The sequence below is a fragment of the Tunturibacter empetritectus genome, assembly GCF_040358985.1.
GTDB lineage: Bacteria > Acidobacteriota > Terriglobia > Terriglobales > Acidobacteriaceae > Edaphobacter > Edaphobacter empetritectus.
On sequence record NZ_CP132932.1, the window covers coordinates 476549 to 500735 of the forward strand.

A 24187-nucleotide genomic window follows, 5' to 3' on the forward strand; every position below is an offset into this window, starting at 1 on the left:
TAAAATGTGAATAGATTATGAATTTGTACATTCTTCGCCACGCCAGCGCCGGTCTTCGTCGAAAAAACCCCCTCCTCGACTTAAAACGCCCCCTCGACAAAGAGGGTAAGAAGCACAGCCTACAGCTCGCCTACGTGCTCAACGCATTGAACATCCAGTTCGACCTCATCGTCTCAAGCCCACTCAAGCGCAGCCTCCAGACCGCCACACTGATCGGCACCGAAACCGGCTACGAGGCCCCGATCCTGCAATCGGAATCACTCGCCCCCGCCGCCACCGTCAAAGACTTCCAGAAGCTCCTGCGCGACTTCGCCAGCCACGAAAACATCCTCGTCGTCGGTCATAATCCCAATCTCACTACCTTCCTGGGATCGCTTCTGGTGCCCGCATCCAGCCCCGAAGCCAAGATCCGGCTGCGCAAAGGCTCCATCGCCCGCGTCGTCCTCACCCGAGGCCCAGCGACCCTGCAGGCCCTGCTGGACCCCCGCACCGTCCGCGCCCTCTACGCCACCTCGACGAAGAGCTCCCGCCGAAAGACCTCGCGGAAGTAAGCCGCCTCTTTCTTCAGCGACCACGCCTCCAGCTCCGCCCCACCGCGACCTGGCACCAGCTCCAGCAGCACCCGCTTTGGGTACACATGCGTCTTCATCTGGAGCACGGCACTCGCCCGATCCTGATTCAGCGCCACCGCCAGCCGCAGCAGAACCACGGCCCGCGTTACATTCATGTGCTCTTCCACAGGAATCCACCGCATCGGCCGGTCCAGCGCATCAGGCCGGCTCTTCCCCATGTACCGGGCAACAGCGCTCACGATCATGCGCTGCTCCGGCGAAAATCCGAAGATCTCCGAGTTCGCAATGATGTACTGCGTATGCCGGTAGTGTCCCTGGTGGTTCATAAACTTGCCCACATCCTGCATCATCGCCGCCGCCTCAAGCCACAGCCTGTACTCCTCCGGCAGCTCATGCACCCGCGCCAGGGCATCGAACAACTCCACCACATGCTGTCTCACCGGCTCCACCTGCCGCTGCTCGATTCCATATCTCTCACAGACCTCCAGCACACCAGCCCATCGCTCGCTCTCGATCTTCTGGTGCACTGAGGTCCGCAGATCCACCTCCGCCAGCATCTGCGCCAACATCCCATCCCGCAAGCCCAGCGGCGAATAGCGAAAGCCCTTCAGCCCCATCTTCTCCAGCAGGCTCGCATACACCAGCGACCCGCCAATAATGATCTCCGACCTTCGCGGCCCAATCCCCGGAACCGCCTCCCGCTCGGCGTTGTTCATCTTCGCCAGCCGATCCGCCAGCCTTCGCACATCGGGAGTATCCGCAGTCAGTGCACCCACGCGCTCCAACCGCTTCTTGGCCAGCGTCTTCTTCACGAGTCTGCCTTTACGAACATGCCCACTCGCCTCCGCCAGCGCCGACGCCGTCCCCGACGTCGCAATCACCAGCCCCACCCTCGGCGTTCCCAGCTTCTTCTCCGCCCGCTTCAACTCGCGGTCGATAAACTGCTTCAACCGCGCTACATCCTCCTTCGACGGAGGATCGGTCCGCAGAAACTCCTCCTGCAGCCGCACCGCGCCCAGCGGCATACTCACCATCGACTTGTTCCGCCCCCCATCCGACAGCGTTACCTCGCAACTCCCGCCGCCCAAGTCGATCAACAGACACCGCCCCCGTGCCCCAACCTCATGCGTCACCACCCCCAGATGAATCAGCCGCCCTTCCTCGAGCCCTGAGATCACCTCGACGTTCCATCCCGTCGTCGCCTTCACCCACTCCGTAAACGCCGCGGCATTCCGCGCGTCCCGCATCGCGCTCGTCGCCACCACACGAACCTTATCCACCACATGCAGCTGCACCGCCTTGTGGAACCGCTTCAGCGCCCGAATCGTCGACGCCATCGCTTCAGGCGAGATCACTCCCGTCTGAAACACACTCTCCCCCAGCCGCGTCACCTCGCGGTCCTCGTGCAGAGTCTTCAACCGGTGCATCTGAACCGTAGCAATCTTCAAGCGGCAAGAGTTCGATCCAATATCTACGGCGGCAAAAGTGGCCATGAGGCTAGTTACTCCAGGTAAAATCAACCGGGCTTGCACGGAGATCACCGAGCAAAACCCTATGTTTAGCAAGATACATGTTCAAGGTAGTGTGAAAAACAAAGACGTTGAGACTGCGGTAGCGTCTCAGTTTGAAGAAATGCCACTGACTATACGAGCGATCATTGGTCGGGTATAGACCTCCATGGGGTCCTCGTCGCGATTGTTACCGTGGTAGTACTCTCCTTCATCAAAAGCGAGGTACACCTCCCAGAAGAGGTCTGGGCGATGCTCGTCAGCGGATGTAATCACACCGAACAAATCGTTGATAACTGCATCACAGAATGCAAACGTCAACTCGGAAGCGTGAAAACCGCGCGCTAGATAGAGTGCTATCTGATCGTATAGCGTGGATCGGGACGCGCCAAGAGAATCGCCCCAACGTTGGACGTCCGCTTCACTCAACCCCGTCACGCGCGGATGAGGGTAACCCAATTGATCTTTATATAAACCCTTTAGTTCAGAGGTTACTTCGGCAAAGCTCATATCCTCATAGCTCCAAAAAACATGTTCTCTACTAGTAGCACCTATCAGATTGCTGCTAGTAGATGAGAACCTAATAATTCAGCCTGCGAGAACGTTATTCATGCTTTGCAGTGATATATCGATCGCGGCAAACGTAGGCATGATTCTGGAATCACCTCAGGGAGCAAAATCCCACCTCCAGCAGATTACATCCCGCAGCCGATTCCCTAAATCCCGCCCGCCGACACCAACAACATGCCCTCTCCCCCATTTATGCTTAGAGAGCGCCCAAATCATGATCAAAGAAACCTTACTGGAACCAACCGCCGACACCGAGGCGTCCCTCGACTCCTGTACCCCCCGCCGCTCCACGGCCATCCTCGTTCTCACCGGCCTCTGGCTCATCATCTTCTTCGCAGCCCTCTTCACTCCCCCGCTGCTCGACGACGCCGACGCCACCCACGCCAGCGCCGCCCGTCACATGGCCCTCTCAGGCGACCTCGTCACCCTCCGCGTCGACGGCATCCGCTACCTCGAAAAAGCGCCTCTGCCCTACTGGCTCGGAGCCCTCAGCTTTCGCCTCTTCGGCTTCAACAGCTTCGCCGCTCATCTTCCTCAGGCCATCGGCGTCCTTCTCCTGGCTCTGCTTGGCTACTACTGGGCCTATCGAGCCTTCAACGCCCGCACCGCCTTCTACACCGGCCTCGCAACCCTCACCACCGTCGGCGTCTTCCTCTTCACCCGCTACTACATTCCCGAGGTCCTGCTCTCCCTCTTCCTCGCCATCGCCCTTTTCTGCCTCCTACGATCCCTCAACGCAACCACAACCCAGCAGAGTACAGACACCCGCGCATCGTTCTCCCCAGCTGTCTATGCTTACACCATGTGGACGGCGCTCGCTCTCGCCGTCCTCACCAAGGGCCTCGTGGCTCTCGTCTTTTTCTTCGGCGCAGCCATCGTCTATCTCGCTCTCAGCGGCGAATACAAAAACTGGCGCAGTCTCAAACCCTTCACCGGCATCCTGCTCTTCCTCGTCATCGCGGCTCCTTGGCACATCCTCGCCGGCCTGCGCAACACCGGAGGCATGAACGGCCATGGCTTCTTCTGGTTCTACTTCATCAACGAGCACGTCCTCCGCTTCCTCGGCCGCCGCTACCCAAAGGACTACAATAGACTCCCGGGCTATCTTTTCTGGAGCCTTCATCTCGTCTGGCTCTTCCCCTGGTCGCTCTTCTGCGGAACCCTCGTCCGCCAAACCTACCTCGCCTACCAGCGCTACCGAGCATCTAACCCAGCACCAATCGACGAAGCAAGAACCTTCTACTGGCAGCCATACGCTGTCGTGGTAGTCGGCCTCATCCTGCAAAACGCCTTCAAGATCCCCTACATCTTCACGCTCTTCCTGGCGCTCATCCTATTCCTGCTCCACGGTCTTCGCCGCCGCCAGTCGAACTCCCACTCCGGCACTCCGCTGCTTCGCGTCAACACCCTCGCTCAGCGCAGCACGCTCCTTCTCAGCATCTTCGCGTCACTAGTCCTTGTCTTCTTCTCCCTCTCCACCAATCAGGAGTACTACACCTTCCCCGCCTACCTCTCCATGATCCTCCTCCTAGCCGTCGCCCTCGCGCACGCCGAGCAGACCTACTCCACCGACTCCGGCTCCCGCCGCTGGATCACCGTCGGCCACGCCACCTTCACCGTCCTCGGCGTCGCCATCGCCATCACCCTCCTCTACGGCCTCTGGACCTCCCGCCACCTTCCCTTTGTTCCGGACATCGGCAACCTCCTCGCCCATCGCGGTGTAGGCGACTACACCCTCTCCATGTCCGGCATCTTCGATCTCACCGGCCCCAGCTTCGCCGCCCTGCGTCTTCCCGCAACACTAGCCGCCATCGCCTTCCTCATCGGTCCCGCCATCGCCTGGCTTCTGCGCTCCCAGCGCCGTCACCTCGCCGCAACCCTAGCCGTAGCCCTCACCGCCACCAGCTTCTTCATCGCAGCCCACATCGCCTTCGCCCGCTTCGCCCCCATGCTCTCCTCAAAGAGCTTCGCCGACACCATCCAGCAGCTCGAAGCCTACCATTCCATCTCCCGCGAAAACAAAGTCATCCTCTTTGGCGATCAGTCCTACGGCTCCTCGATCACCTTCTACCTCGACCGTCAGATCTATCTCGTCAACGGCCGAGCCTCCTCCATGCTCTTCGGCGGCACCTTCCCCGACGCGCCTCCCGTCTTCCTCACTTCGGAAGATCTCCTGACGATCTGGGGCCAGGGAGAACGCAAACTTCTCTTCGTCCCCTTGGAGAAACGCGACACCGTCGACCAACTCCTCGGCAACCACAAAGTCCTTCTCTTCGAAAGCTCCGGCAAAGCCCTCTTTACCGACCGTCCCCTGGACTATCCAAGCAGAACTCCCTGAGTCGAATCAACGAGACAACTCCCAACTCGCAGATCGACCGCATCACCGGGTTATCTGGCAAAGCCATAAACCGAACATGCAGAACCAGCTAAAACTCGACGAAGAAACCCCAGTGCACGAGACCTCTCCACAAAACGCCACATCGCGCCGCCTTTGGAATCCCGTCTCTCTCGCTGTCATCTTCTTTCTCTGGCTCATCCTCCAGATCGGCGGCCTCTTCACCCCCGGCCTCCTCGACGACGTCGACTCCATCTACATCGAGATCGCCCGCGAGATGCTCCAGCGCCACGACTACGTTACCCCCTACATCGACGGCATACGCTTCTTCGACAAGCCCCCCCTCATGTACTGGATGGCCGCCGGCTCCATGCATCTCTTCGGCATTCACGACTGGGCCGCCCGACTCCCTCTCGCTCTCGCCGCCCTCGCGCTTCTCCTTGCCGTCTACGCCCTCGGCATACGCCTCTTCGCAACAGTCTCTCCGTCTGAAAGACCCGACCGCGGAGGCTTCTACGCCGCCATCGCCCTCGCCACCAGCATCGGCCCCTACATCTACACCCGCTTCTACATCCCGGACATCCTCATCGCTCTCTGGATGACCCTCGCCGTCCACCTCTTCCTCATAGCCCTCGACCACATCCACGAATCACCACAAAACCGGACATCTGAGATCGAGTCACAAAACCGGGTGCCCCATCTTCGCGGCAGTCTTATCGCCGCTCAGATGGGCAATCGCGTAAGCGATCCGCTCTCCTCCCCCATCCACGAAAGCCCGGGTGCCCCATCCTTCGCGCACTTTGCGAAGGGTGCGAACGTAAGCTCCTCCGCTCTCCTCCCCTGCCTCGCCTTCGCCGCAGTCATGGCCCTAAACGTCCTGACCAAAGGACTCATAGGCGTGGTCTTCCCCATAGCCTTCGTCCTCCTCTACCTCGCCATCACCAGACAACTCCACCTCCTCCTGAGACTCCACCTCATCCCCGGCACCCTGGTCTTCCTGACCATAGCCGCCCCCTGGCACATCCTCGCCGCCCTCCGAAACCCAGCCATCCCTATGACCCCAGGCCTCGGTCTCCCAGCCAAAGCGGGCTGGGTCTGGTTTTATCTTTACAACGAGCACATCGCCCGTTTCCTCTCCAAACGCATCCCCCACGACTACGGCCAAACCCCTGTCCTAGTTTTCTGGATCTACCTCGCCATCTGGATCATGCCCTGGACCGTCTTCCTCCCCGGAGCGATCGCCGCCCACATCCGAACTCTCCGCCACCGCATCGCCACAAACACCATCACTCGCGCACGCGAGTATGAAGCATCGCTCTCTCTCCTTCTCTGGAGCCTCCTCGTCATGGGCTTCTTCTCCCTCTCCAGCCGCCAGGAGTACTACTCTATCCCCGCAATCCCCGCTCTATGCCTTATGGGCGGCGGCCTCCTCGCTCAAGCCGACCAGACTCAAAGTCTCTCCTCCACCAAACTAAAAGCAGCCAGCAGCGCCCTCCGCTGGCACCTCTGCCTCCTCCTTCCCCTCTCCACCACCCTCGCCATCGTCTGCGGATACTTCGCCCTCACGGCACCCCACCCCGCCCCCGGCACCGACCTCGCATCTCTCCTCAACTCCAACCCCGACTTCTACAACCTCTCCCTGGGCCACCTCTTCGACCTCACCGGAGACGCCATGGGACTCTTCCGCGGCCCCCTCACCGCCGTAGCCCTCAGCATGCTCGGCGTCGGCCTCGTCAGCTACCTTCTGCGCCTCAGCTCCTTCACCTACGCCGCAAATCTCGTGCTGGCCGCCGCCATGACCATCACCCTCCTCGCCGCCCACGAGGGCCTCGTCCGCTTCTATCCCGTCCTCGGATCGAAGAATCTCGCCCTCACCGTCAAACAGCAACTCCGCCCCGGCGACCGCGTCATCATCGACGGCTGGCTCTCCTCCGGCTCCTCCGTCCTCTTCTACACCGGCCAACAGGCAGGCCTCGTCAACGGGCGCATCTACGGTCCTTGGTACGGCTCCTTCTGGCCCGACGCTCCCCCCATCTTCGGCACCGACGACGGACTCCGCCAGGCCTGGATCGGACCCCAGCGCATCTTCCTGCTCACCTTCAGCAAACAACGCGCCGCCGACCTCGCACGCTTCGCCCCCGTTCATCTCCTCGGGGCAGAGGGCGGCAAATTCATCCTCTCCAATCGATAATTGTTCCTCTGACAAAACCTCCCAACACCACGCACCCCGAATCCCCGCAGTGGCACAACAGCACCCGAGCCGATATCCTTACAGCAGTCATGTTTTCCACCCTGCTCCTGATCGCTCGAGTCGCCCTCATCCTCGGCATACTCGGCACCCTGACCTCCGGAGTATCCTTCCTTCTGGCCCTCATAGGCGGCCTGAAGTTCCGCTCCCGCCGCAATGATCAAGGCAGCTACGCCCCTCCGGTAAGCATCCTCAAGCCCCTTCACGGCAAGGAAATGGGACTCGAGCAAAACCTCGAGAGCTTCTTCCGGCTCACCCATCCCGACTTCGAAATCATCTTCTGCGCAAGGTCCCTCTCCGACCCCGGAATCCTCTGCGCTCAGGAGGTAGCCAGCCGATTTCCATCCATCGCTGCGCGTTTCATCGCCTCAGGCGAACCGCTCTGGCAGAACCCCAAGACCTTCTCCATGGCGCTCTTGGTCGAAGCAGCCACGCACGAGATCATCCTCTTCTCCGACAGCGACGTCCGCGTCAACCCCTCCTACCTGCACGACATCCTGCAACCTCTCGCCGACCCTGCCGCCGGACTAGTCACCTGCACCTTCCGCGGCAAACCCGGACGAAGCACCTCCCTGCTCACCGCGCTCACCCAGACCGTCGAGTTCTCCAGCGGCGTCCTCACCGCAAATCTACTCGAAGACATCAAGTTCGGACTCGGGCCCACGCTCCTCACCCGAAAGCCCCTGATCGACGAGATAGGTGGCCTCAAAGACATGGGAGATCTGCTCGCCGACGACTTCTGGCTCGGCAACCGCATCGCAGAAAAAGGCTACAAAGTAATCCTCTCCACAGCCATCGTCGATCACTGCATCAACTACGGAAGCGTCCTCTCCGGATTGCACCATCAGATCAGCTGGATGAAAAATACTCGCGGCACCCGCCCCGCCGGACACCTTGGCACCGGCCTCACCTACGCCATGCCCTTCGGCATCCTCGGCCTTCTCTCCTCCCTCGCCCTCGGACGACCAACCCTCGGCCTCTGGCTCCTCTTCGCCGCGCTCGCCAATCGCTGGCTCCAGGCTCTGCTCATCGGCTTCGTCATCATGCGCGACAAGCTAGCTCTAAAATTCTTCTGGCTCTACCCCCTCTGCGACCTCCTCGGCTTCTACAGTTGGGCCGCCAGCTACTTCGGACGAGAGATCATCTACCGCGGCGAACGCTATCGCATCAACCCCGGCGGCGTCCTGGTTCGCCTCGGCCCCCTGCAGCACTAGGCTAAGAATCTGTCCTGCCGGACGGGCCTCCTACGCGGAGGGCGGGCGTTCGCACGCCTTTTTAAAGCTTCGCCCGGTCCTCCCGTTGGTCGGAATCAATCTTCCCTCGCGACCAGCGGGAGCGCCACGCGAAGCGGGTATACAAGTCACGAAGTGACCGCCCCACGCGCAGTGGGCCCGTCCGGCAGGACCAGATTCTGAACCACCCTCAGCTACCCTTCTTATCCTTCCGCCCCGTCACCACCACCTGTCGCCGCATAGGAATCAACCCAGTCCCAGGTACCTGCTGTTGCTGCATCCGCGTCAGCATCTCCGTCCGCACATAGTCGACGAACCCCTGCATCTGCCGGTTCATCTCCTCCATCCGCTCCCGCATCTGCAGCACAATCGCAATCCCGGCGATGTTCACCCCCAGATCCCGCGCCAGGTTCAAAATAAACTCCAGCCGCTCCAGATCCTCATCGGTATACAGCCGCGTATTGCCTTCACTCCGCGACGGCCGCAGCAACCCCTCCCGCTCATACAGCCGCAATGTTTGCGGATGAATCTCGTACATCTCCGCCACCGACGAGATCATGTACGCGCCCTTGGTCTTCCGCTTTGTCGCCATAGTCCCAACCCCTGAAGTCCCAGCCGCGATCAAATCCTTTATCGAAGTCTAGCTCCTCAGGGCACACGATCGTCAAACAACCTCTGAGATGCCATCCTCAAGATCAACATCGAAGTTATTCGCGCACCTGCCTACCGCAAAAGACCAGCCGCCAGCGTCGCATCTCGAACTCGTTCCATCCCCTGCTCATCCCCTGCTCCCACCCGCCTCGCCGCCAGCACGTCATACTTCCCGTAGTCGATCGTCACCTTCGCCTCGCCGCCAATCCGTACATGCGTCGTCGAAACATTCTTCGCAGGAACCCAAACATCCCCCCGCCGCATGTACCACGAGTCGAACGCTGCGCAGTCAATCATCCAGGAAGGACTCTTCACCGGCTCCCCCATTACGCGCACCATGGCAAAGTCATCCATGCTCACTCACACCTTCCCCCGGTAGGCCACCTTGCTCGAGACCTTCGGTTCCACCTTCAGCACCCACGTGTTCACGCCAGCCAGTTGCTCCTGCCCCACCAACTCCACGTTATAGGTGTCGGTCGAAAACAGCGACCGCTGCCAATCCATCTTTGCAGCCGTCTGCTCTTCTCTCTCCACCAGTCTGTGCAACACCTCCTTACACAACACCTTCGAGCCTGACTCCGACAGCACCGTGAAGTACTTCCGCCCCGGAGCCACATACTCCGCCCGCACCACCATCTCCGCGTGGTGCCTCCCGCCGGTTCCGTCGTACTCCAGATGATAGGTGCGGTCCGTCCTGTAGTGTTCCAGTGCCGCCTGCCGCTCGCCGTTTTTCACCAGCATGCGGCCAACAATCACCTCAGCCGCGATCGCAATCCACTCTGCGCCTGCACCCACCCCGCACAGGCCATCACCATGGAGAACAGGAGACCGGGAAACATCAGCGCCTTCGCCAGAAGCCACATGGAATCACCTCCGAACTAAAGAGATTTCATCACGCTGCACCAGAATCAGTGCAAACAAACCATGTACGTCTGAATATTTCTCAGTGAATGGCCCGGCAATGGCCCGGCTCCACGGCGAAGTTGTTTTTACGCCTTCGCAAACAAATCTTCGCGAGGATCCTCCGGATTCAACTTCGCCAGCTCCCGCAGAATCTCCTTGCTCCGCTCATCCTGCACCTTCGGCACCACGATCTTCACCTCAACAATCTCATCCCCGCGCACTCCTTCCCGCGAGGCCGAAGGCACGCCCTTCTCCCGCAACCGCAGCTTCTGCCCCGTCTGCGTACCCGGCGGAATCTTCAACTGCGTCCGCGCTCCACTCTCATGAGAATCGATCGTTGGCACGTCAATCTTCGCTCCCAGCGCTGCCTCCGTCATCGTAACCGGAACAGTTACATATATGTCATCCGCACTCCGCGTAAATACCGGATGCGTCCCCGCCTTGATGATCAAAAACAGATCTCCGGCAGCCCCACCGTTGATCCCGGCATTGCCCTTCCCCGCCAGCCGAATCCTCTGCCCATCGCGCGTCCCCGCCTTGATGCGAAACTCCAGCGGCTCCCGCTTCGTCACCACGCCCTCGCCATCGCACGTCGGGCAGAAGTTCTGCACCTTCCCCAACCCGCCGCACCGAGGGCATTGAATGTTGAACTTCATCCGGCCGCCCATCTGCGTCACCTGCCCCGACCCATGGCACTCCGAGCACTCCACGCTCCCGCCCGTCGTCGACTTCCCCTTGCACGTCGGGCAGACCTCCTGCCGCTGAATCTCCAGCCGCGCCACGCCGCCGCGCACCGCCGTCCAGAAGTCCACGCTCACCTGGTACTCAAGATCAGTCCCAGGCTGCGGCCCGCGCGAAGCCTGTTTTCCGCCGTTGAACATCCCGCTGAAGATGTCCTTGAAGCTCCCGCTAAACCCACCGCCCGGCTCCTGCTGCTGCGCCGCTCGCCCACTCTGAAAGTCCGAAAAATCGAAACCGCCAAAGTCGAACGGAACCTCCTGCCCACCACGCGGTCCACGCTGCGCCCCACCATACCCACCAGAAGAAGACGCGCCTCCGCCATGGCCGCCACGAGCAGCAGCCTCCGCCGCAGCCGGGTCGATATTGTCCGAGTAGAACCCAAACTGGTCGTAGATCTTCCTCTTCTTCTCATCACTCAAAACATCGTTCGCCTCGGAGATCTCCTTGAACTTCTCCTCAGCTTTTTTGTCATTCGGATTTACATCCGGGTGATACTTCCGAGCAGCCTTCCGAAAAGCCTTGCGAATCTCATCTGCCGTCGCCGTCTTCTTTATGCCCAGCGTGCCGTAGTAGTCCTTCGTCTGTGTCGTCGCCATAATCTTTCTTCCATTCTCTTACCAATGCGCCTCACGCGCATCTCTAAACCTCACTGAGCCTGCGAATCCGGCCCCGCCTGGCATACCGGACACCAGAACAAGTTCCGCCCGGCCATTACCTTCGTCAAAATCTTCGTCCCGCTGATCCAGCAGGGCCGTCCCTGCCGCCGATACACATAATGCGCCTCTTCCTTCAGCACTGGCCCACTCTTATGCGGCCGATCCTTCGGCTTGGTCGTCACAATCCTCCGGTCAATCATCCCCGCCTTCATCAACACGCCCGCCTCCTTCCATATCGACCGCAGCGTGCTCTCCTCTACCTCCTTCCCCGGCGTAAACGGACTCAGCCTCGCCCGAAACAACAACTCCGCGCGATAGATATTCCCAATTCCAGCCGCCACCGACTGGTCCATCAACAACTCCCCAATCGTCTTCTTACTCTTCGCAACCCTCGCAATCATCTTCTCCGGCCCATCCCCATTCAGCGGATCCGGCCCCAGCCGCTCCAGCAGAGCATCCCACTTCTCCTGCGAGTAGATCGAGCAGTCCATCGGACCTCGCAGCTCCACCCAGGCCACCTTTGCAGCCTCAATATGGCCAGTCCCGTCGTCATCCGAGTACCACGCATGCCGCTTACTCACTCCCGGAGCCGCAGGCTTCTTCACCGCCGCCTCATTCCACATCCGCAACCGCAGCGCACCACGCACATCCGGCAGCGGCCCCGATCCCTCCGTAAAGTCCCCCTGCAGCCCAAGGTGCACATGCAGAATCAAGTCCTTCCCAAAGTCATACCCCAGGTGCTTCCCCACAGCCAGCACGCGCCGCAGCTTCTTCCCATCGATGATCCCCGCATCGACAAACCGCCCCTGCGGCCCATCCACCCGAACCATCTTCCCTGCAAACGCAGCCGCGTGTCTCTCGGCCCAACGATGAATCTCATTTCCCTCAGGCATCGTCTCTCAACCTCGTCGCAGTCACCTGCGTCTGATATCGCCGCCGAATACGCCGCGGCCGCCCACTCGAATTCAACTCATACTGATAGTGCTCAACAATCCGCTCCGGAGTCCACAGCGCCCAGTGCTCTCCCTTCTGCGTCTGCATCCGGTCCATCTGGATCTCATCCATCTGCCGCATCATCCGCTGCAAATCTCGATAGTGTTCCGTGTAAGCACTCTCTTCACTCTCAATCAACAGCTGCATGTCCACATAAACCGGCTGAGCCCATTCGTAGAACGTGTGCCAGACATCGTAAACATCCAGGTGGCCCTTCTTCACCAGCAGCGAAAGATGCTCATAAAAATCCAGCACCTCGAACGCGCTCACCGGAGGCTCCTCCACCGTCCACGGCTTCAATCCCTTCTCGTCCAGCCGAGACTCCGCAAGCCTCCGCCTCACCGCCACAAACCTCTCTGACAGAAAAAAACTCAGCTGCTTCTCAAGATTCTCCACCGCCCGGTAATCCCGCTCATGCCGCAGCTGCAACCCGGCGTAAGAGATGGCTCCAGCACTCGTAATCACAAGCGCAGCCGTTGCCACCGCCTGAACTGCCTCCCAATTCACCATCAGATGCCCTCCAGGCAATCACCTTTGTATCCGCCTAAACACATGCTATTCTGCCGAAGATTTGCATTTCCTTGCCCTACCCGGGCTCCGAGAACATTTTTTGGCTGCTTCAAGCGTTGGTTTTTATCGCCCCGAGCTCGACGTCCTACGCTTCCTCGCCTTTCTTCTCGTCTTCCTCTTTCACGGCCTCGACGTCCCTGACGGCCTCTTAAGCTCCCTTCGCATCTCCGGTGCACTCGGCGTCTGCCTCTTCTTTCTCCTTAGCTCCTACCTCATCACCGAACTCCTGGAGCGCGAAAAAAAACAGTCCGGCGCCATTCACCTCAAAGCCTTCTACATCCGTCGCGGCCTGCGCATCTGGCCTCTCTACCTCACGGTCCTCATAGCCGACTATCTCTTTCCGCACCGTCTGCATCCCGGAGTCTTCTCGACCTCGCGCCTCGTGGCGTTTCTTCTCATCGCCGGAAACTGGTATGTTGCCCATCACGGCTTCACTTTCACCATGTCCACGCCTCTCTGGAGCATTCCAGTCGAAGAGCAGTTCTACATCCTCTGGCCCTCAGTCCGTAAATACCTCCACCGCTCCGGCTCCATCATCTTCTCCATCGCGATGTTCTTCATCGCCTACATCGCCCTCGCCTGGCTCTGCCACATCGGCGCAGATGTCACTACTTCCATCTGGGTCAACAGCTTTGTTCAGTTCCAGTTCTTCAGCACCGGAGCCATACTTGCCCTGGCCCTGCGTGGCCGCGCTCCAAACCTCCATCCCTTCCTACGAATCGTTCTCTTCCTCGCCGGGTTGTCGACTCTCGTACTTGCCCAACATATCTTTCAGATCAAAGAGAGCCTTGCCGCTGGCGCCTTCCATCTCATCGCTCCCGGCTATCTCTGCGCCAACATCGGCTGCATTCTTCTCTTCTTTAGCTTCCTCGGGGAATCCCGCCTCGGCAAACTCAAACCACTTGTCTACCTCGGAAAGATCTCCTTCGGACTCTACGTCTTTCACTGGATGATGATCGAAGTCGCCGGCCGCGCTCTCCGACCCAGATTCATCAACCCTCAAACAGCAAGGACGACGGCCAACGCAATGGAATTAGCGCTTGCCTTCGTCCTCACTGTCCTGATTGCTTCTCTTTCGTATCGATTCTTTGAAGCGCCCATCCTGCGTTTCAAAAAGCGTTTCGAGTTTGTTCGAACACGCTCCATCTAAGCATCAGTTCCAAACCTGCCGCGCCTCAATCGCCTCGATCGAAAACATCTGATCCGGCTCCATCTGCTGCATGCGCTGCATAAACTGAACTGCTTCTTCCTTGGTGTCGAACATCATCCGGTTGTACAGCCGGCCTGCTCGAACCTGGTCGCACTTCCACATCGTCTCGGTCATGGTCTTCCCTCCAAGCAATCGATTGAGTTCCAGGTTCTCCATCCAAAACATTCCAGCGTACTGATCTTCTCTCTTCTTTCTGGTCACCGCTACACACCTTTCTGGTGATAGACGCACTCTACACGCCAACCACCGCATCCCAAACCGGTAAAAAGAAGGGGCACCCCGGCAGGAACGCCCCCTTCTTTTCATACGATCAAACCAGCGTTACGGATTACACTTATTTCTTTTCATCGACGTCGACGTACTCAGCATCAATGACGCCTTCATCCTTCTTCGGTTCTTCATGAGCTTCGGTCGCGCCTGTCGCACCATCGGTCGGCGTTGAAGCCGCAGAGGCCTTGTACATCGCCTCAGCCAGCTTGTGGCTTACTGTAGTAAGACGATCCTTCGCAGCATTCAGCTCTGTCGCACTCGGCGTTCCCGCCAGAGTCGTCTTCGCCTCAGCCAGCGCAGTTTCAACCTCACTCTTATCTGATGCCTGAACCTTATCGCCGGCATCCTTCAACATCTTCTCGATGTTGTAGACCAGCGAATCAAGCCCATTCCGAGCCTCAACTGCATCGCGCTGCTCTTTATCTTCCGCGGCATGAGCTTCGGCATCCTTCGCCATCCGCTCAACCTCTTCCTTGCTCAGGCCCGACGAACTCGTAATCGTAATCTTCTGATCCTTGCCCGTCGCATTGTCCTTCGCCGTCACATTCAGAATGCCGTTGGCGTCGATGTCGAACGTAACCTCGATCTGCGGCACGCCACGCGGAGCCGGAGGAATTCCAGCCAGCTTGAACTTGCCCAGCGTCCGGTTCTGCGACGCCATCGGCCGTTCCCCCTGCAGCACATGCACCTCAACCTCAGTCTGCGAGTCAGCCGCTGTCGAGAACGTCTCCGTCTTCTTCGTCGGAATCGTCGTATTCCGGTTGATCATCGCCGTCGCCACGCCGCCCATCGTCTCAATCGACAACGTCAGCGGAGTCACATCGAGCAGCAACAGGTCCTTCACCTCGCCGGCCAGCACACCAGCCTGAACCGCCGCGCCAATTGCCACAACTTCATCCGGGTTCACACCCTTATGCGGCTCCTTGCCAAACAGGTCCTTCACCAGCTGCTGAATCTTAGGCATACGAGTTTGGCCACCGACGAGAACCACCTCATCGATCTGGCTCGCATCCACGCCGGCATCCTTCATCGCCTGCTTCGACGGCCCAATCGACCGCTGCAGCAGATCATCCACAAGGCTCTCAAGCTTCGCACGAGTCAGCTTCCGCACCAGGTGCTTCGGACCACTCGCATCCGCCGTAATAAACGGCAGATTGATCTCCGTCTCCTGCGCCGTCGACAACTCGATCTTCGCGCGCTCCGCAGCATCCTTCAGCCGCTGCAACGCCATCTCGTTGCCCTTCGAGTGCAGGTCAAGCCCAGTCTCCGACTTGAACTCCGCAATCAGCCAATCCACAATGCGCTGGTCAAGATTGTCGCCGCCTAGGTGCGTATCGCCGTTGGTCGACTTCACCTCAATCACGCCTTCGCCAACCTCAAGGATCGAGATATCGAACGTACCGCCGCCGAAGTCATACACGGCAATCGTCTCGTCCTTCTTCTTATCCAGCCCATACGCCAGCGCAGCCGCAGTCGGCTCATTCACAATGCGCTTCACATCAAGGCCGGCAATCTTGCCCGCATCCTTCGTCGCCTGCCGCTGCGCATCGTTGAAGTAAGCCGGAACCGTAATCACAGCCTCCGTCACCGACGTGCCGAGATAGTCCTCCGCAGCCTTCTTCAACTTCTGCAGAATCATCGCCGAGATCTCAGGCGGGGTGTACTCCTTACCCTGCGCCACCACAACGATGTTGTCGCCCTTCGCCACCACCTTGTACGGCACCATCTTCAGCTCATCGCCAACTTCATTCAGGCGACGGCCCATAAACCTCTTGATCGAATAGATCGTGTTCTCCGGGTTCGTAATCGCCTGGCGCTTGGCCACCTGGCCCACAAGCCGCTCCCCGCTCTTAGTAAACGCAACCACAGACGGAGTTGTCCGGCCGCCCTCTTCGTTCGGGATCACCTTCGGCTCGCCGCCTTCCATAACCGCAACGCACGAGTTCGTCGTTCCCAGATCAATTCCAATAATCTTCGCCATCCCACATCCCCATTCCGGGCGCACAGCCCATCTATATTGTTTGACATCCCAAGGATCTCACCTTGAGTCACTTATTGTCAAGTATTCTGATGCACCGGGTCACCTCCTGATTGCGACACCCTTACCTTTTTCCTTAGATAGAGTTAGCTCTCCCCCTTCTACGATATAAAGGCGCCTGGCCAGGCAAAATAAATCCGCCACACCCCTCTTCAGCCCCTCCCTACCGCCGATAAATCAAACACGCGGTTTGCCAAAAATCTCACGCCGCCTCAAACCTCCGGTACACCGAAGGTGTCATTGTCGCCCTTGATGCCCCCGGATACGCTTCCCTCAATTCTGTATCACTTGGAGCGTTGCTCATGCCTACCCCTTCTGCCCGCCGTACCGCACGTCGTCTCCTGAAAGTCGCCTCCCTGGGCCTGGCTGGCCTCCTCGCCGGACTCCTCTCCGGTTGCAACGCCACCGAAGACATCAACTCCACCAATATCTCTTCCACCAGCTACAGCTGGTCCACCCACCTTCCCAAGAGCCTCGACTCCGTTCAGGTCCCCCCGCTCCGCCACGCGCCCTCTACCCGCAGGCTCCAGGGCGGATCTTTCCGTACAGTCTCCCAGTCGATGGGCCCGAGCGGCCGCAACCCCTCCTAAGACCCATCGACACCGACCCGGCAGCACGATCGCCGGAAACCACAACCAACCAAGCGCGGCAGGCTCCATCCAACGGGCCTGCCGCCTTTTTGCGTCGCTAACCGCACCAGCCTGGCCTCAAATGCATCCATTAGCTTCTTTCTCGCCTCTATCTAGGAGACAATCACTCCACCAGAGAGAATGCATCGGAAGACCATGGCCTCGGCTGCGACCGCACCACCCGATCAATCCGCCTCCGTCACGCAGGGCGTCAACCCCTGGCTGATCGCCGCCTCCGTCATGCTCGCCACCTTCATGGAGGTGCTCGACACCGCCATCGCCTCGGTCGCACTTCCCTACATCGCCGGCTCCCTCTCTGCCTCGAACGACGAAGCCACCTGGGTCCTCACCAGCTACCTCGTCGCCAACGCCATCGTCCTCCCCGCAAGCAATTGGTTTTCGCTCAAATTCGGCCGCAAACGATTTCTTCTCACCTGCATCGTCATCTTCACCGTAGCCAGCTTCGCCTGCGGAGCCGCCCCTACCCTCGGCATTATGCTGCTTGCCCGCGTCGTCCAGGGAGCAGGCGGCGGCGCGCTCCAACCACTCTCCCAGGCCATCCTCCTCGAATCCTTCCCGCCTGCCAAGCGCGGAGCCGCCATGGCCGTCTTCGCCTTCGGTGTCGTCGTCGCTCCCGTCCTCGGCCCCACCCTCGGCGGCTGGCTCACCGACACCTACTCCTGGCGCTACGCCTTCTACATCAACATCCCCATCGGCATCCTCGCCATTCTCATGATCACCCGCTTCATTAAAGACCCGCCCTACATCAGCAAAGCCCGGGTTCCCGCCTTTGACCGCTACGGCTTCGCTGCCCTGGTCGTCTGGACCGGCTGCCTCCAGGTCGTGCTCGACAAGGGCCAGGAAGACGACTGGTTCGGCGCCATCTGGATCCGCTGGGCCGTCCTCTTCCTCGTCACCTCCTTTGTCTACTTCTGCTGGCACTGCTGGCGCGACAAAGACACCATCGTCGACCTCAAGGTCCTCAAAGACCGAAACTTCCTCCTTGGCTGCATCCTCATCTTCATGTTCGGCATCGGCATCTACTCCACCGTCACCGTCCTGCCGCTCTTCTATCAGGAGCTTCTCGGCTATACCGCCTTCACCGCCGGCCTGGTCGTCGCTCCCCGAGGCATCGGAGCCGTCATGGGCATGCCCGTCATCGGCTATCTCTCCAATAAAATGGACCCCCGATACCTTCTCACCTTCGGTTTCTTCACCTTCGGCCTCACCACCCTCTACTTCGGCAACGTCACGCTCGACATCTCCCCCACCACACTCCTCCTCCCCATCCTCATCACCGGCTTCGGTCTCAGCTTCATCTTCGTCCCTATCAGCACGGCCGCCTATGGCACTCTTCAGCAGGAGCAGATCGGCAACGCCAGCGGCCTCTTCAATCTCATGCGCAACGTCGGCGGATCCATCGGCATCTCCATCGCCTCCACCCTGCTCACCCGCCGCTCCGCCGTCCACCAGAACGAGATCATCAACTCCGTCCCCCGCACCGGCCAGCAATTCCAGAACGCCCTCGGCAGCATGACGCAAGCTCTAACCGGCTCCTTTGGCACATCCAATGCCGCAAACCCTGCCCAGGCCCAGCTCTATCAGCAGCTCCAGCGCCAAGCCTCCGCATGGGCCTTTGTCGACGTCTTTCGTTGGCTCTCTTTGCTCTGCTTTTTCTGTGTAGGCATCGTCTGGTTCTTCAAAAAAGTAAAACCAGGCAAAGCCCCCGAAGGTGCCCACTAACCACCTCTCCCTCCGACCAACGGGAGGACCAACCGAAGGGGTACACAAGTCACGAAGTGACCGCCCCACGCGAAGTGGGCCCGTCCGGCAGGACAAGCAATTAACAGTCCGGCAGGACAAGTAGTTGAGAGCCATCGCAACCCCACTGCGATACCCTCAACACATGCAGCGCGACCGGCTCCCCTACCTCCTGATCCCACTAGCCGCCTGCATCGCCATCCTCCCTCTTCTCCTCAATGGCTGCTCCTGCGGCCACGACTTCGACTTCCATCTCCTCAACTGGATGGAAGCCGCCCGCCAGTTCACCCACGGCAACCTCCACCCTCACTGGGCCTACACTGCGGCTTATAACGCCGGCGAACCCCGCTTCGTCTTCTACCCGCCTCTCTCCTGGACCCTCGGCGCAATCCTCACCCTCCTCTTCCCCATCACTGCAACGCCAATCCTCTACACCTGGCTAGCCCTCACCCTTAGCGGCCTCGCCCTCCACCGTCTAGCGCGCGAATTCACCTCACCCACCGCCGCACTCGTCGCAGCAGTCCTCTACACGGTGAACCCCTACATGCTCTTCACCGCCTACGAGCGCACCGCCTACGCCGAACTTCTCGCCACCGCCTTCATCCCACTCCTCCTCCACGCCATCCTGCGTCAGCGAGTCACCATCCCTCGAATCGCCATCCCCATAGCGCTCCTCTGGCTCACCAACGCCCCCGCCGCCGTCATGAGCTGCTACACCCTAGCCCTCCTCACCCTAGTCCGAGTAGCCACAGATCTGGGTACAGATCCGGATACAGGTCCGGGTCCAGATGCGGATACAGATCCGGGTGCCCCATCCTATGCAGTCTCATCGCATAGGATGGGGTATTCGCGCCACGCGCGAACCGCAGTCACAGAAACATCCGGCAGCATCCACAAACCGGGTGCCCCATATCTCGACTCTGAGATGTGGGCATCGCGCGCAAGCGCGATCGCTCTCGCCACCACCAGTAACGCCCGATCTCAAACACCGCTCAGCCTAACCCTCAACACCATCGCCGGCACCGCCCTCGGCCTCGCCCTCGCCGCCTTCTATCTCCTCCCCGCCGCTTACGAACGCCGCTACGTCCAAATCGCGATGGCCATCATCCCCAACATGCGCATCCAGGACAACTTCCTCTTCCACCACACCGGCGACACCCTCCACGATCAAGTCCTCCACACCGCATCTCTCCTGGCCCTCATCCTGCTTGCCACAACCCTCACAGCCCTCATCATCTCCATCACCAAACTTCGTTCACCCAGCAAACCACAATCCCAGACACCCAATCCAGCACCGCAGAAACCATCCAACCCGGAACGACAAATACCTGCCGGCACAAACCACCAGCCGTCATCTCTACCAAAGCACGATATCGTCATCTCGACCGAAGCGACGGACAGCATCATCGTCCGTCGCGAAGTGGAGAGCCCCCCGCATCTCGTCCACATCGGCAACGCACTCCTCGCATCCCTAGCCATCCTCACCATAACCATCGCCCTCCTTCTCACCCCACTCACCTCCATCCTCTGGAACCACACCCCCGAACTAGCCTTCCTCCAATTCCCCTGGCGTCTCCTCGCGATCCTCGCCGCCATCATGAGCCTCGCCGTCGCCCTCGCCATCCGTCGCACAAACCTCAACCCCACAATCAGCACAGCAATCACCATCGCCCTCGCCGCAGCTCTCACCTCCCCGGCCTACGCCCTCTTCCACCAATCCTGCGACGAAGAGGACACCCCCACCGCCCGCGAAGCTCTCTTCCACTCCAACCGCGGCACCGACCCCACCGACGAGTACACCCCCACCACCGCCGACAACGACTCCCTCGCCCAAACCGACCCACCCTATTGGCTCTCGGAAGACCCCAACGCCAAAGCCCCCACCGAAACCCAACCCGCCCCTGCACCCACGCACCTTACCCTCAACCCGCCAACCCCCGAAGACCTCATCCTCAACCTTCGCGACTACCCCGCCTGGCACATCACCGACAACGGGTCTCTCCTCGCCACGCGCGACCAGCGCGACGACGGCCTCATCGCCATCCACCTCCCCGCAGGCCCAGCCCGCATCGCAATCACCTACGCCCGCACCCCAGACCAAACCCTCGGCGACGCCATCTCCCTCGTCTCCCTCGCCGTTCTTCTCTTCATCCTCCGTCGAAATCCCTCACCATCAAGCCCACATCCTTCAAGCTGATTTATCATCGAACCCGATGCAACCCACAGTAAAAGACCTGCTTCTCTCCGGCGCCCAGCTCACTGATGCCGCCCTCGAACGCCTCCTGCCCGCAACCGACACCCTCCCGCACTCCATCCACCGGGCCATGCGGCACAGCACCTTCGCCGGCGGCAAGCGTCTCCGTCCCATCCTCTGTATGGAAGCAGCCCGCCTCGCCGCCTGCACCGACGCCTATCCCGAGGGAATCGCCGACCTCGGCGCCGCATTGGAGATGATCCACACCTACTCCCTCATCCACGACGACCTTCCCGCCCTCGACAACGACGACCTCCGCCGCGGCCAGCCCACCTGCCACGTCGTCTTCGGTGAAGCCACCGCCATCCTCGCCGGCGACGCCCTCCAGACCCTCGCCTTCCAAACCATCGCCGCCCTTCCCATCCCATCCCCGGCCACAATCGCCATCCTTCGCGAGATCACCCTCGCCATCGGCACCGGCGTGGGCCGCGTTGGCGACCTCGATACCAAGCTCCCTCCCGGCATGATCGGCGGCCAGGTCATGGACATCGAATCCGAAGGCATCCCACCCACCGCGGCTCTGGTCGAAGCGATCCACCGCTCCAAGACTGGCGCCCTCATCACCACCAGCATCGTTGTCGGCGGTCTCTATGGCCTCAGCCTGCGTCATCGCTCCACCAGCAGCTACCCCCGTGACGAACACTTCATCGGACCCAGGCCAGGCCGCGTAGCCTACGCTCCCTATGCCGACACCACCGCCCGCCTCCGCACCTTCGGCGAAAAGGCAGGCCTCGCCTTCCAAATCGTCGACGATGTCCTCGACATGACCCAAAGCTCGGAAGAGCTCGGCAAGACCGCAGGCAAAGACACCGCCAGCACCAAAGCCACCTGGCCCGCCGTCTTCGGCATCGACCAGTCCCTCCACGACGCGAAAGAACTCATCGCCGACGCCTTCGCCGCGTTAGCCCCCTTCGGCTCCGCCGCCGACCCGCTCAAATCCCTCGCCCAATATCTAGTCGAGCGAAAAAACTAGAGTCTCTCCCTGCCGCTACCGTTCCTTCTTGGTTGTCATCCCCGCAGGGGATCTGCTTTTGCTTTTCTAGTTGTCATCCCCAAAGGGGATCTGCTGTTGCTTTTGTAGTTCTAGTTGTCATCCCCAAAGGGGATCTGCTGTTGCTTTTGTAGTTTTAGTTGTCATCCCCAAAGGGGATCTGCTGTTGCTTTTGTAGTTCTAGTTGTCATCCCCAAAGGGGATCTGCTGTTGCTTTTGTAGTTCTAGTTGTCATCCCCGAAGGGGATCTGCGTTTCCTTCACGCGCCAAAGCAAGCCACCCCTACCCAGCCGCACCATACTCCTCATCCGTCACCTTCGCGCCCCAATCCACCGTCTTCCCCGAATCATCTGCCTGCTGCATCGCCAGGTGCACCATCGTGCGCCCAGCCTGCGCCCCATGCCAATGATTCTCCCCCGCCCCAATCACCACCACATCCCCCGGATGAATCGCCTGCGCCGCCTGCCCTTCAAGCTGCACCCAACCCAACCCAGAGACCACCTCCAACACCTGCACCACCGGATGAGTATGCCAGGCCGTCCGCGCCCCCGGTGAAAACATCACCCGAGCCGCCTGCAACCGCGAAGGCGCAGCCGCCTCCACGATCCCATCGATCCAAACATCGCCGGTAAACCAATCCCCCGGCCCCTTCCTGCAACCTCTGTCACCACTCTTCACAATCTTCATCCCGCCACTCTAGCACTTCGCCACTCCGCAGGAACGCTATCATCGAAGCTGATGCTCACCCAGTCCGACATCCTCCAAGCCCTTCGCGACTGCTACGACCCCGTCCTTCCCTGCAACATCGTCGACCTCGGTCTCATCCACTCCATCACCATCACACCCGACACCGAAGCCCCCGGAGTAAACATCCCAGGCGTCCCACAAAAGCACATCATAGAAATCTCCGTCACTCCCACCCAAACCGAAGAAGCCGCCAACGCCCAACTCAGCGCACAGATCTCAAACCGCCTCGCTGGCCTCGAAGCCGTCAGCCGCACCACCATCACCCTCCTCGACACGCCCATCTGGTCCCCCCTCAACATCACACCCGCCGGCCGCAAGACCCTCGGCCTCGACGGCAACCCGCACCTGGTCCAGATCCGCCAGAGCAAATCTCCTGAAGGTGTATAGGGAGTCTCGACCGTCATGGCCGTTTTTTCTCAAGAAAAACGGCGCTTCTCGGAATTATCCGCTCCACAGATCAGGAGATTTGCTCTAACCATGCCGCCACGCAAATCAAAGTCCCCGCTGGTCATGCCCACGCCTCCGCCGCCGCAACATCCCTTCGACCAGATCCACGGCGTCGAAACCAGCGGCCTCATCGCAGCCGGCAACCTCACCACCGGCCACCCCAATGACGCCCACGTCACCGCCTACTACGGCGTCGCTCCCAGCATCCTCCGCACCCTCGTCCAACTCTGGCGCGACACCAATCCTCCCCACCCCACCCACCACTACACCTTCGTCGACATCGGTGCCGGCAAAGGCCGCGCCATGCTCGTCGCCAGCGAACTCCCCTTCCACCAGGTCATCGGCATCGAACTCAATCCCACCCTGGCCGACACCGCACAAACAAACGTAGATCACTGGCGCACCTCCCACTCCGCCGACTCCACAGCTTCCCCGCTCGCCCCCATCCGCCTCCTCGAGCAAGACGCCCTCACCTTCGACTTCCCCAGAACCCCAACCCTCGCCTTCCTCTTCCATCCCTTCGAAGCCCCCGTCCTCAAACTTCTCCTCCGCCGCATCGAAACCCAATTCGCCCCACGCCGCGGCATCCCCCCACCAGCGTTCGACCTCCTCTACGTCAACTCCGAGTGTCGCGCCGTCCTCGACCGTCACCCCGCCTTCACTCGCCTCTTCCTCGGTCCCGTAGCCATGTCGCCCGAAGACCACGCCGCCGACCTCGCCGCCATCGCCCAGCAAAAAGAGTACGGCTCCACCGGCGACGAAGAATGCGCCATCTACCGCCTCACCGGCCGCTCCACCAAACTCTAGAGCAACGCTACAAATGGTGTAGAGCCTTTCGTCTGTCATTCCCGAAGCGAATCT

Annotated in this window: 22 protein-coding genes; 11 read left to right on the forward strand and 11 right to left on the reverse strand. The window is 60.2% G+C overall.

From position 1 onward, the window contains the following. Window positions 1–17 precede the first annotated feature (17 nt). Complete coding sequence (locus tag RBB75_RS01810; protein WP_179639088.1) at window positions 18–551, forward strand: SixA phosphatase family protein; 534 nt, start codon at window positions 18–20, stop codon at window positions 549–551. On the opposite strand, the gene RBB75_RS01815 is transcribed toward RBB75_RS01810, so the two are convergent. Then, window positions 503–2065 (reverse strand): Ppx/GppA phosphatase family protein, encoded by a 1563-nt coding sequence (locus RBB75_RS01815; RefSeq protein WP_179639089.1) that lies wholly within the window; start codon window positions 2063–2065, stop codon window positions 503–505. The genes RBB75_RS01810 and RBB75_RS01815 overlap by 49 nt on opposite strands. A gap of 126 nt (window positions 2066–2191) precedes the next feature. After that, complete coding sequence (locus RBB75_RS01820) at window positions 2192–2590, reverse strand: hypothetical protein (protein WP_179639090.1); 399 nt, start codon at window positions 2588–2590, stop codon at window positions 2192–2194. A gap of 274 nt (window positions 2591–2864) precedes the next feature. Between RBB75_RS01820 and RBB75_RS01825 the strand changes: the two genes are divergently transcribed. The 3 genes from RBB75_RS01825 to RBB75_RS01835 all read left to right on the forward strand — a co-directional run bounded on the left by RBB75_RS01825 (window position 2865) and on the right by RBB75_RS01835 (window position 8447). After that, window positions 2865–4988: an ArnT family glycosyltransferase gene (locus tag RBB75_RS01825; RefSeq protein WP_353069334.1), complete on the forward strand. Its 2124-nt coding sequence runs from the start codon at window positions 2865–2867 to the stop codon at window positions 4986–4988. A gap of 76 nt (window positions 4989–5064) precedes the next feature. Beyond that, window positions 5065–7176: an ArnT family glycosyltransferase gene (locus RBB75_RS01830; protein WP_434557145.1), complete on the forward strand. Its 2112-nt coding sequence runs from the start codon at window positions 5065–5067 to the stop codon at window positions 7174–7176. Window positions 7177–7265: 89 nt separating this feature from the next. Continuing rightward, complete coding sequence (locus RBB75_RS01835; protein WP_353069335.1) at window positions 7266–8447, forward strand: glycosyltransferase; 1182 nt, start codon at window positions 7266–7268, stop codon at window positions 8445–8447. 208 nt (window positions 8448–8655) lie between these two features. On the opposite strand, the gene RBB75_RS01840 is transcribed toward RBB75_RS01835, so the two are convergent. From RBB75_RS01840 to RBB75_RS01865, 6 genes are all read right to left on the reverse strand, one after another. Beyond that, on the reverse strand, window positions 8656–9057 hold the full coding sequence (locus RBB75_RS01840) for a MerR family transcriptional regulator (RefSeq protein WP_353069336.1): 402 nt from the start codon (window positions 9055–9057) through the stop codon (window positions 8656–8658). A 131-nt stretch (window positions 9058–9188) separates the two neighbouring features. After that, complete coding sequence (locus tag RBB75_RS01845) at window positions 9189–9470, reverse strand: hypothetical protein (RefSeq protein ID WP_353069338.1); 282 nt, start codon at window positions 9468–9470, stop codon at window positions 9189–9191. A 6-nt stretch (window positions 9471–9476) separates the two neighbouring features. After that, window positions 9477–9977: a hypothetical protein gene (locus RBB75_RS01850; protein WP_179639095.1), complete on the reverse strand. Its 501-nt coding sequence runs from the start codon at window positions 9975–9977 to the stop codon at window positions 9477–9479. 128 nt (window positions 9978–10105) lie between these two features. Next, entirely contained in the window at window positions 10106–11356 is a 1251-nt protein-coding gene (locus RBB75_RS01855) for a J domain-containing protein (RefSeq protein WP_353069339.1), read from the reverse strand. Between the two features lie 50 nt (window positions 11357–11406). Further along, a complete protein-coding gene (locus tag RBB75_RS01860; RefSeq protein WP_353069340.1) occupies window positions 11407–12309 on the reverse strand; it encodes an Fpg/Nei family DNA glycosylase in 903 nt (300 codons plus the stop codon). Continuing rightward, the gene (locus RBB75_RS01865; RefSeq protein WP_257031113.1) at window positions 12302–12919 is read right to left on the reverse strand and encodes a hypothetical protein; all 618 of its coding nucleotides are present in this window, start codon (window positions 12917–12919) and stop codon (window positions 12302–12304) included. Before RBB75_RS01865 ends, RBB75_RS01860 begins: the two co-directional genes overlap by 8 nt. Before the next feature lie 100 nt (window positions 12920–13019). Between RBB75_RS01865 and RBB75_RS01870 the strand changes: the two genes are divergently transcribed. Beyond that, the gene (locus tag RBB75_RS01870) at window positions 13020–14129 is read left to right on the forward strand and encodes an acyltransferase family protein (RefSeq protein WP_179639098.1); all 1110 of its coding nucleotides are present in this window, start codon (window positions 13020–13022) and stop codon (window positions 14127–14129) included. Between the two features lie 3 nt (window positions 14130–14132). Here RBB75_RS01870 and RBB75_RS01875 read toward each other — a convergent pair whose 3' ends face one another. Together RBB75_RS01875 and dnaK are read right to left on the reverse strand one after the other, a co-directional pair. Continuing rightward, complete coding sequence (locus RBB75_RS01875) at window positions 14133–14303, reverse strand: hypothetical protein (protein WP_179639099.1); 171 nt, start codon at window positions 14301–14303, stop codon at window positions 14133–14135. A 220-nt stretch (window positions 14304–14523) separates the two neighbouring features. Beyond that, window positions 14524–16440 carry a molecular chaperone DnaK gene (gene dnaK, locus RBB75_RS01880; RefSeq protein WP_179639100.1) on the reverse strand — a complete coding sequence of 639 codons (1917 nt, stop codon included), beginning with the start codon at window positions 16438–16440 and terminating at the stop codon, window positions 14524–14526. 359 nt (window positions 16441–16799) lie between these two features. Here dnaK and RBB75_RS01885 point away from each other — a divergent pair, with 359 nt between their 5' ends. The 4 genes from RBB75_RS01885 to RBB75_RS01900 all read left to right on the forward strand — a co-directional run bounded on the left by RBB75_RS01885 (window position 16800) and on the right by RBB75_RS01900 (window position 22114). Beyond that, window positions 16800–17087 carry a hypothetical protein gene (locus RBB75_RS01885; protein ID WP_179639101.1) on the forward strand — a complete coding sequence of 96 codons (288 nt, stop codon included), beginning with the start codon at window positions 16800–16802 and terminating at the stop codon, window positions 17085–17087. A gap of 180 nt (window positions 17088–17267) precedes the next feature. Further along, the gene (locus RBB75_RS01890) at window positions 17268–18869 is read left to right on the forward strand and encodes a DHA2 family efflux MFS transporter permease subunit (protein WP_179639102.1); all 1602 of its coding nucleotides are present in this window, start codon (window positions 17268–17270) and stop codon (window positions 18867–18869) included. Window positions 18870–18993: 124 nt separating this feature from the next. Continuing rightward, complete coding sequence (locus RBB75_RS01895) at window positions 18994–21084, forward strand: 6-pyruvoyl-tetrahydropterin synthase-related protein (protein ID WP_353069341.1); 2091 nt, start codon at window positions 18994–18996, stop codon at window positions 21082–21084. A gap of 16 nt (window positions 21085–21100) precedes the next feature. Then, on the forward strand, window positions 21101–22114 hold the full coding sequence (locus RBB75_RS01900) for a polyprenyl synthetase family protein (protein ID WP_353069342.1): 1014 nt from the start codon (window positions 21101–21103) through the stop codon (window positions 22112–22114). 300 nt (window positions 22115–22414) lie between these two features. On the opposite strand, the gene RBB75_RS01905 is transcribed toward RBB75_RS01900, so the two are convergent. Beyond that, window positions 22415–22819: a (R)-mandelonitrile lyase gene (locus RBB75_RS01905; RefSeq protein WP_353069343.1), complete on the reverse strand. Its 405-nt coding sequence runs from the start codon at window positions 22817–22819 to the stop codon at window positions 22415–22417. Between the two features lie 51 nt (window positions 22820–22870). Here RBB75_RS01905 and RBB75_RS01910 point away from each other — a divergent pair, with 51 nt between their 5' ends. Further along, window positions 22871–23266 carry a metal-sulfur cluster assembly factor gene (locus RBB75_RS01910; protein WP_179639106.1) on the forward strand — a complete coding sequence of 132 codons (396 nt, stop codon included), beginning with the start codon at window positions 22871–22873 and terminating at the stop codon, window positions 23264–23266. Window positions 23267–23356: 90 nt separating this feature from the next. Next, window positions 23357–24133, forward strand: a complete 777-nt coding sequence (locus tag RBB75_RS01915; protein ID WP_353069344.1) for a class I SAM-dependent methyltransferase — start codon at window positions 23357–23359, stop codon at window positions 24131–24133. Window positions 24134–24187 lie beyond the last annotated feature (54 nt).

Coding starts and splice junctions, on each gene's coding strand:
- RBB75_RS01810 (WP_179639088.1), top strand. CDS start 18: ATGAATTTGTACATTCTTCGCCACGCCAGCGCCGGTCTTCGTCGAAAA.
- RBB75_RS01815 (WP_179639089.1), bottom strand. CDS start 2,065: ATGGCCACTTTTGCCGCCGTAGATATTGGATCGAACTCTTGCCGCTTG.
- RBB75_RS01820 (WP_179639090.1), bottom strand. CDS start 2,590: ATGAGCTTTGCCGAAGTAACCTCTGAACTAAAGGGTTTATATAAAGAT.
- RBB75_RS01825 (WP_353069334.1), top strand. CDS start 2,865: ATGATCAAAGAAACCTTACTGGAACCAACCGCCGACACCGAGGCGTCC.
- RBB75_RS01830 (WP_434557145.1), top strand. CDS start 5,065: ATGCAGAACCAGCTAAAACTCGACGAAGAAACCCCAGTGCACGAGACC.
- RBB75_RS01835 (WP_353069335.1), top strand. CDS start 7,266: ATGTTTTCCACCCTGCTCCTGATCGCTCGAGTCGCCCTCATCCTCGGC.
- RBB75_RS01840 (WP_353069336.1), bottom strand. CDS start 9,057: ATGGCGACAAAGCGGAAGACCAAGGGCGCGTACATGATCTCGTCGGTG.
- RBB75_RS01845 (WP_353069338.1), bottom strand. CDS start 9,470: ATGGATGACTTTGCCATGGTGCGCGTAATGGGGGAGCCGGTGAAGAGT.
- RBB75_RS01855 (WP_353069339.1), bottom strand. CDS start 11,356: ATGGCGACGACACAGACGAAGGACTACTACGGCACGCTGGGCATAAAG.
- RBB75_RS01860 (WP_353069340.1), bottom strand. CDS start 12,309: ATGCCTGAGGGAAATGAGATTCATCGTTGGGCCGAGAGACACGCGGCT.
- RBB75_RS01865 (WP_257031113.1), bottom strand. CDS start 12,919: ATGGTGAATTGGGAGGCAGTTCAGGCGGTGGCAACGGCTGCGCTTGTG.
- RBB75_RS01875 (WP_179639099.1), bottom strand. CDS start 14,303: ATGACCGAGACGATGTGGAAGTGCGACCAGGTTCGAGCAGGCCGGCTG.
- dnaK (WP_179639100.1), bottom strand. CDS start 16,440: ATGGCGAAGATTATTGGAATTGATCTGGGAACGACGAACTCGTGCGTT.
- RBB75_RS01885 (WP_179639101.1), top strand. CDS start 16,800: ATGCCTACCCCTTCTGCCCGCCGTACCGCACGTCGTCTCCTGAAAGTC.
- RBB75_RS01890 (WP_179639102.1), top strand. CDS start 17,268: ATGCATCGGAAGACCATGGCCTCGGCTGCGACCGCACCACCCGATCAA.
- RBB75_RS01900 (WP_353069342.1), top strand. CDS start 21,101: ATGCAACCCACAGTAAAAGACCTGCTTCTCTCCGGCGCCCAGCTCACT.
- RBB75_RS01905 (WP_353069343.1), bottom strand. CDS start 22,819: ATGAAGATTGTGAAGAGTGGTGACAGAGGTTGCAGGAAGGGGCCGGGG.
- RBB75_RS01910 (WP_179639106.1), top strand. CDS start 22,871: ATGCTCACCCAGTCCGACATCCTCCAAGCCCTTCGCGACTGCTACGAC.
- RBB75_RS01915 (WP_353069344.1), top strand. CDS start 23,357: ATGCCGCCACGCAAATCAAAGTCCCCGCTGGTCATGCCCACGCCTCCG.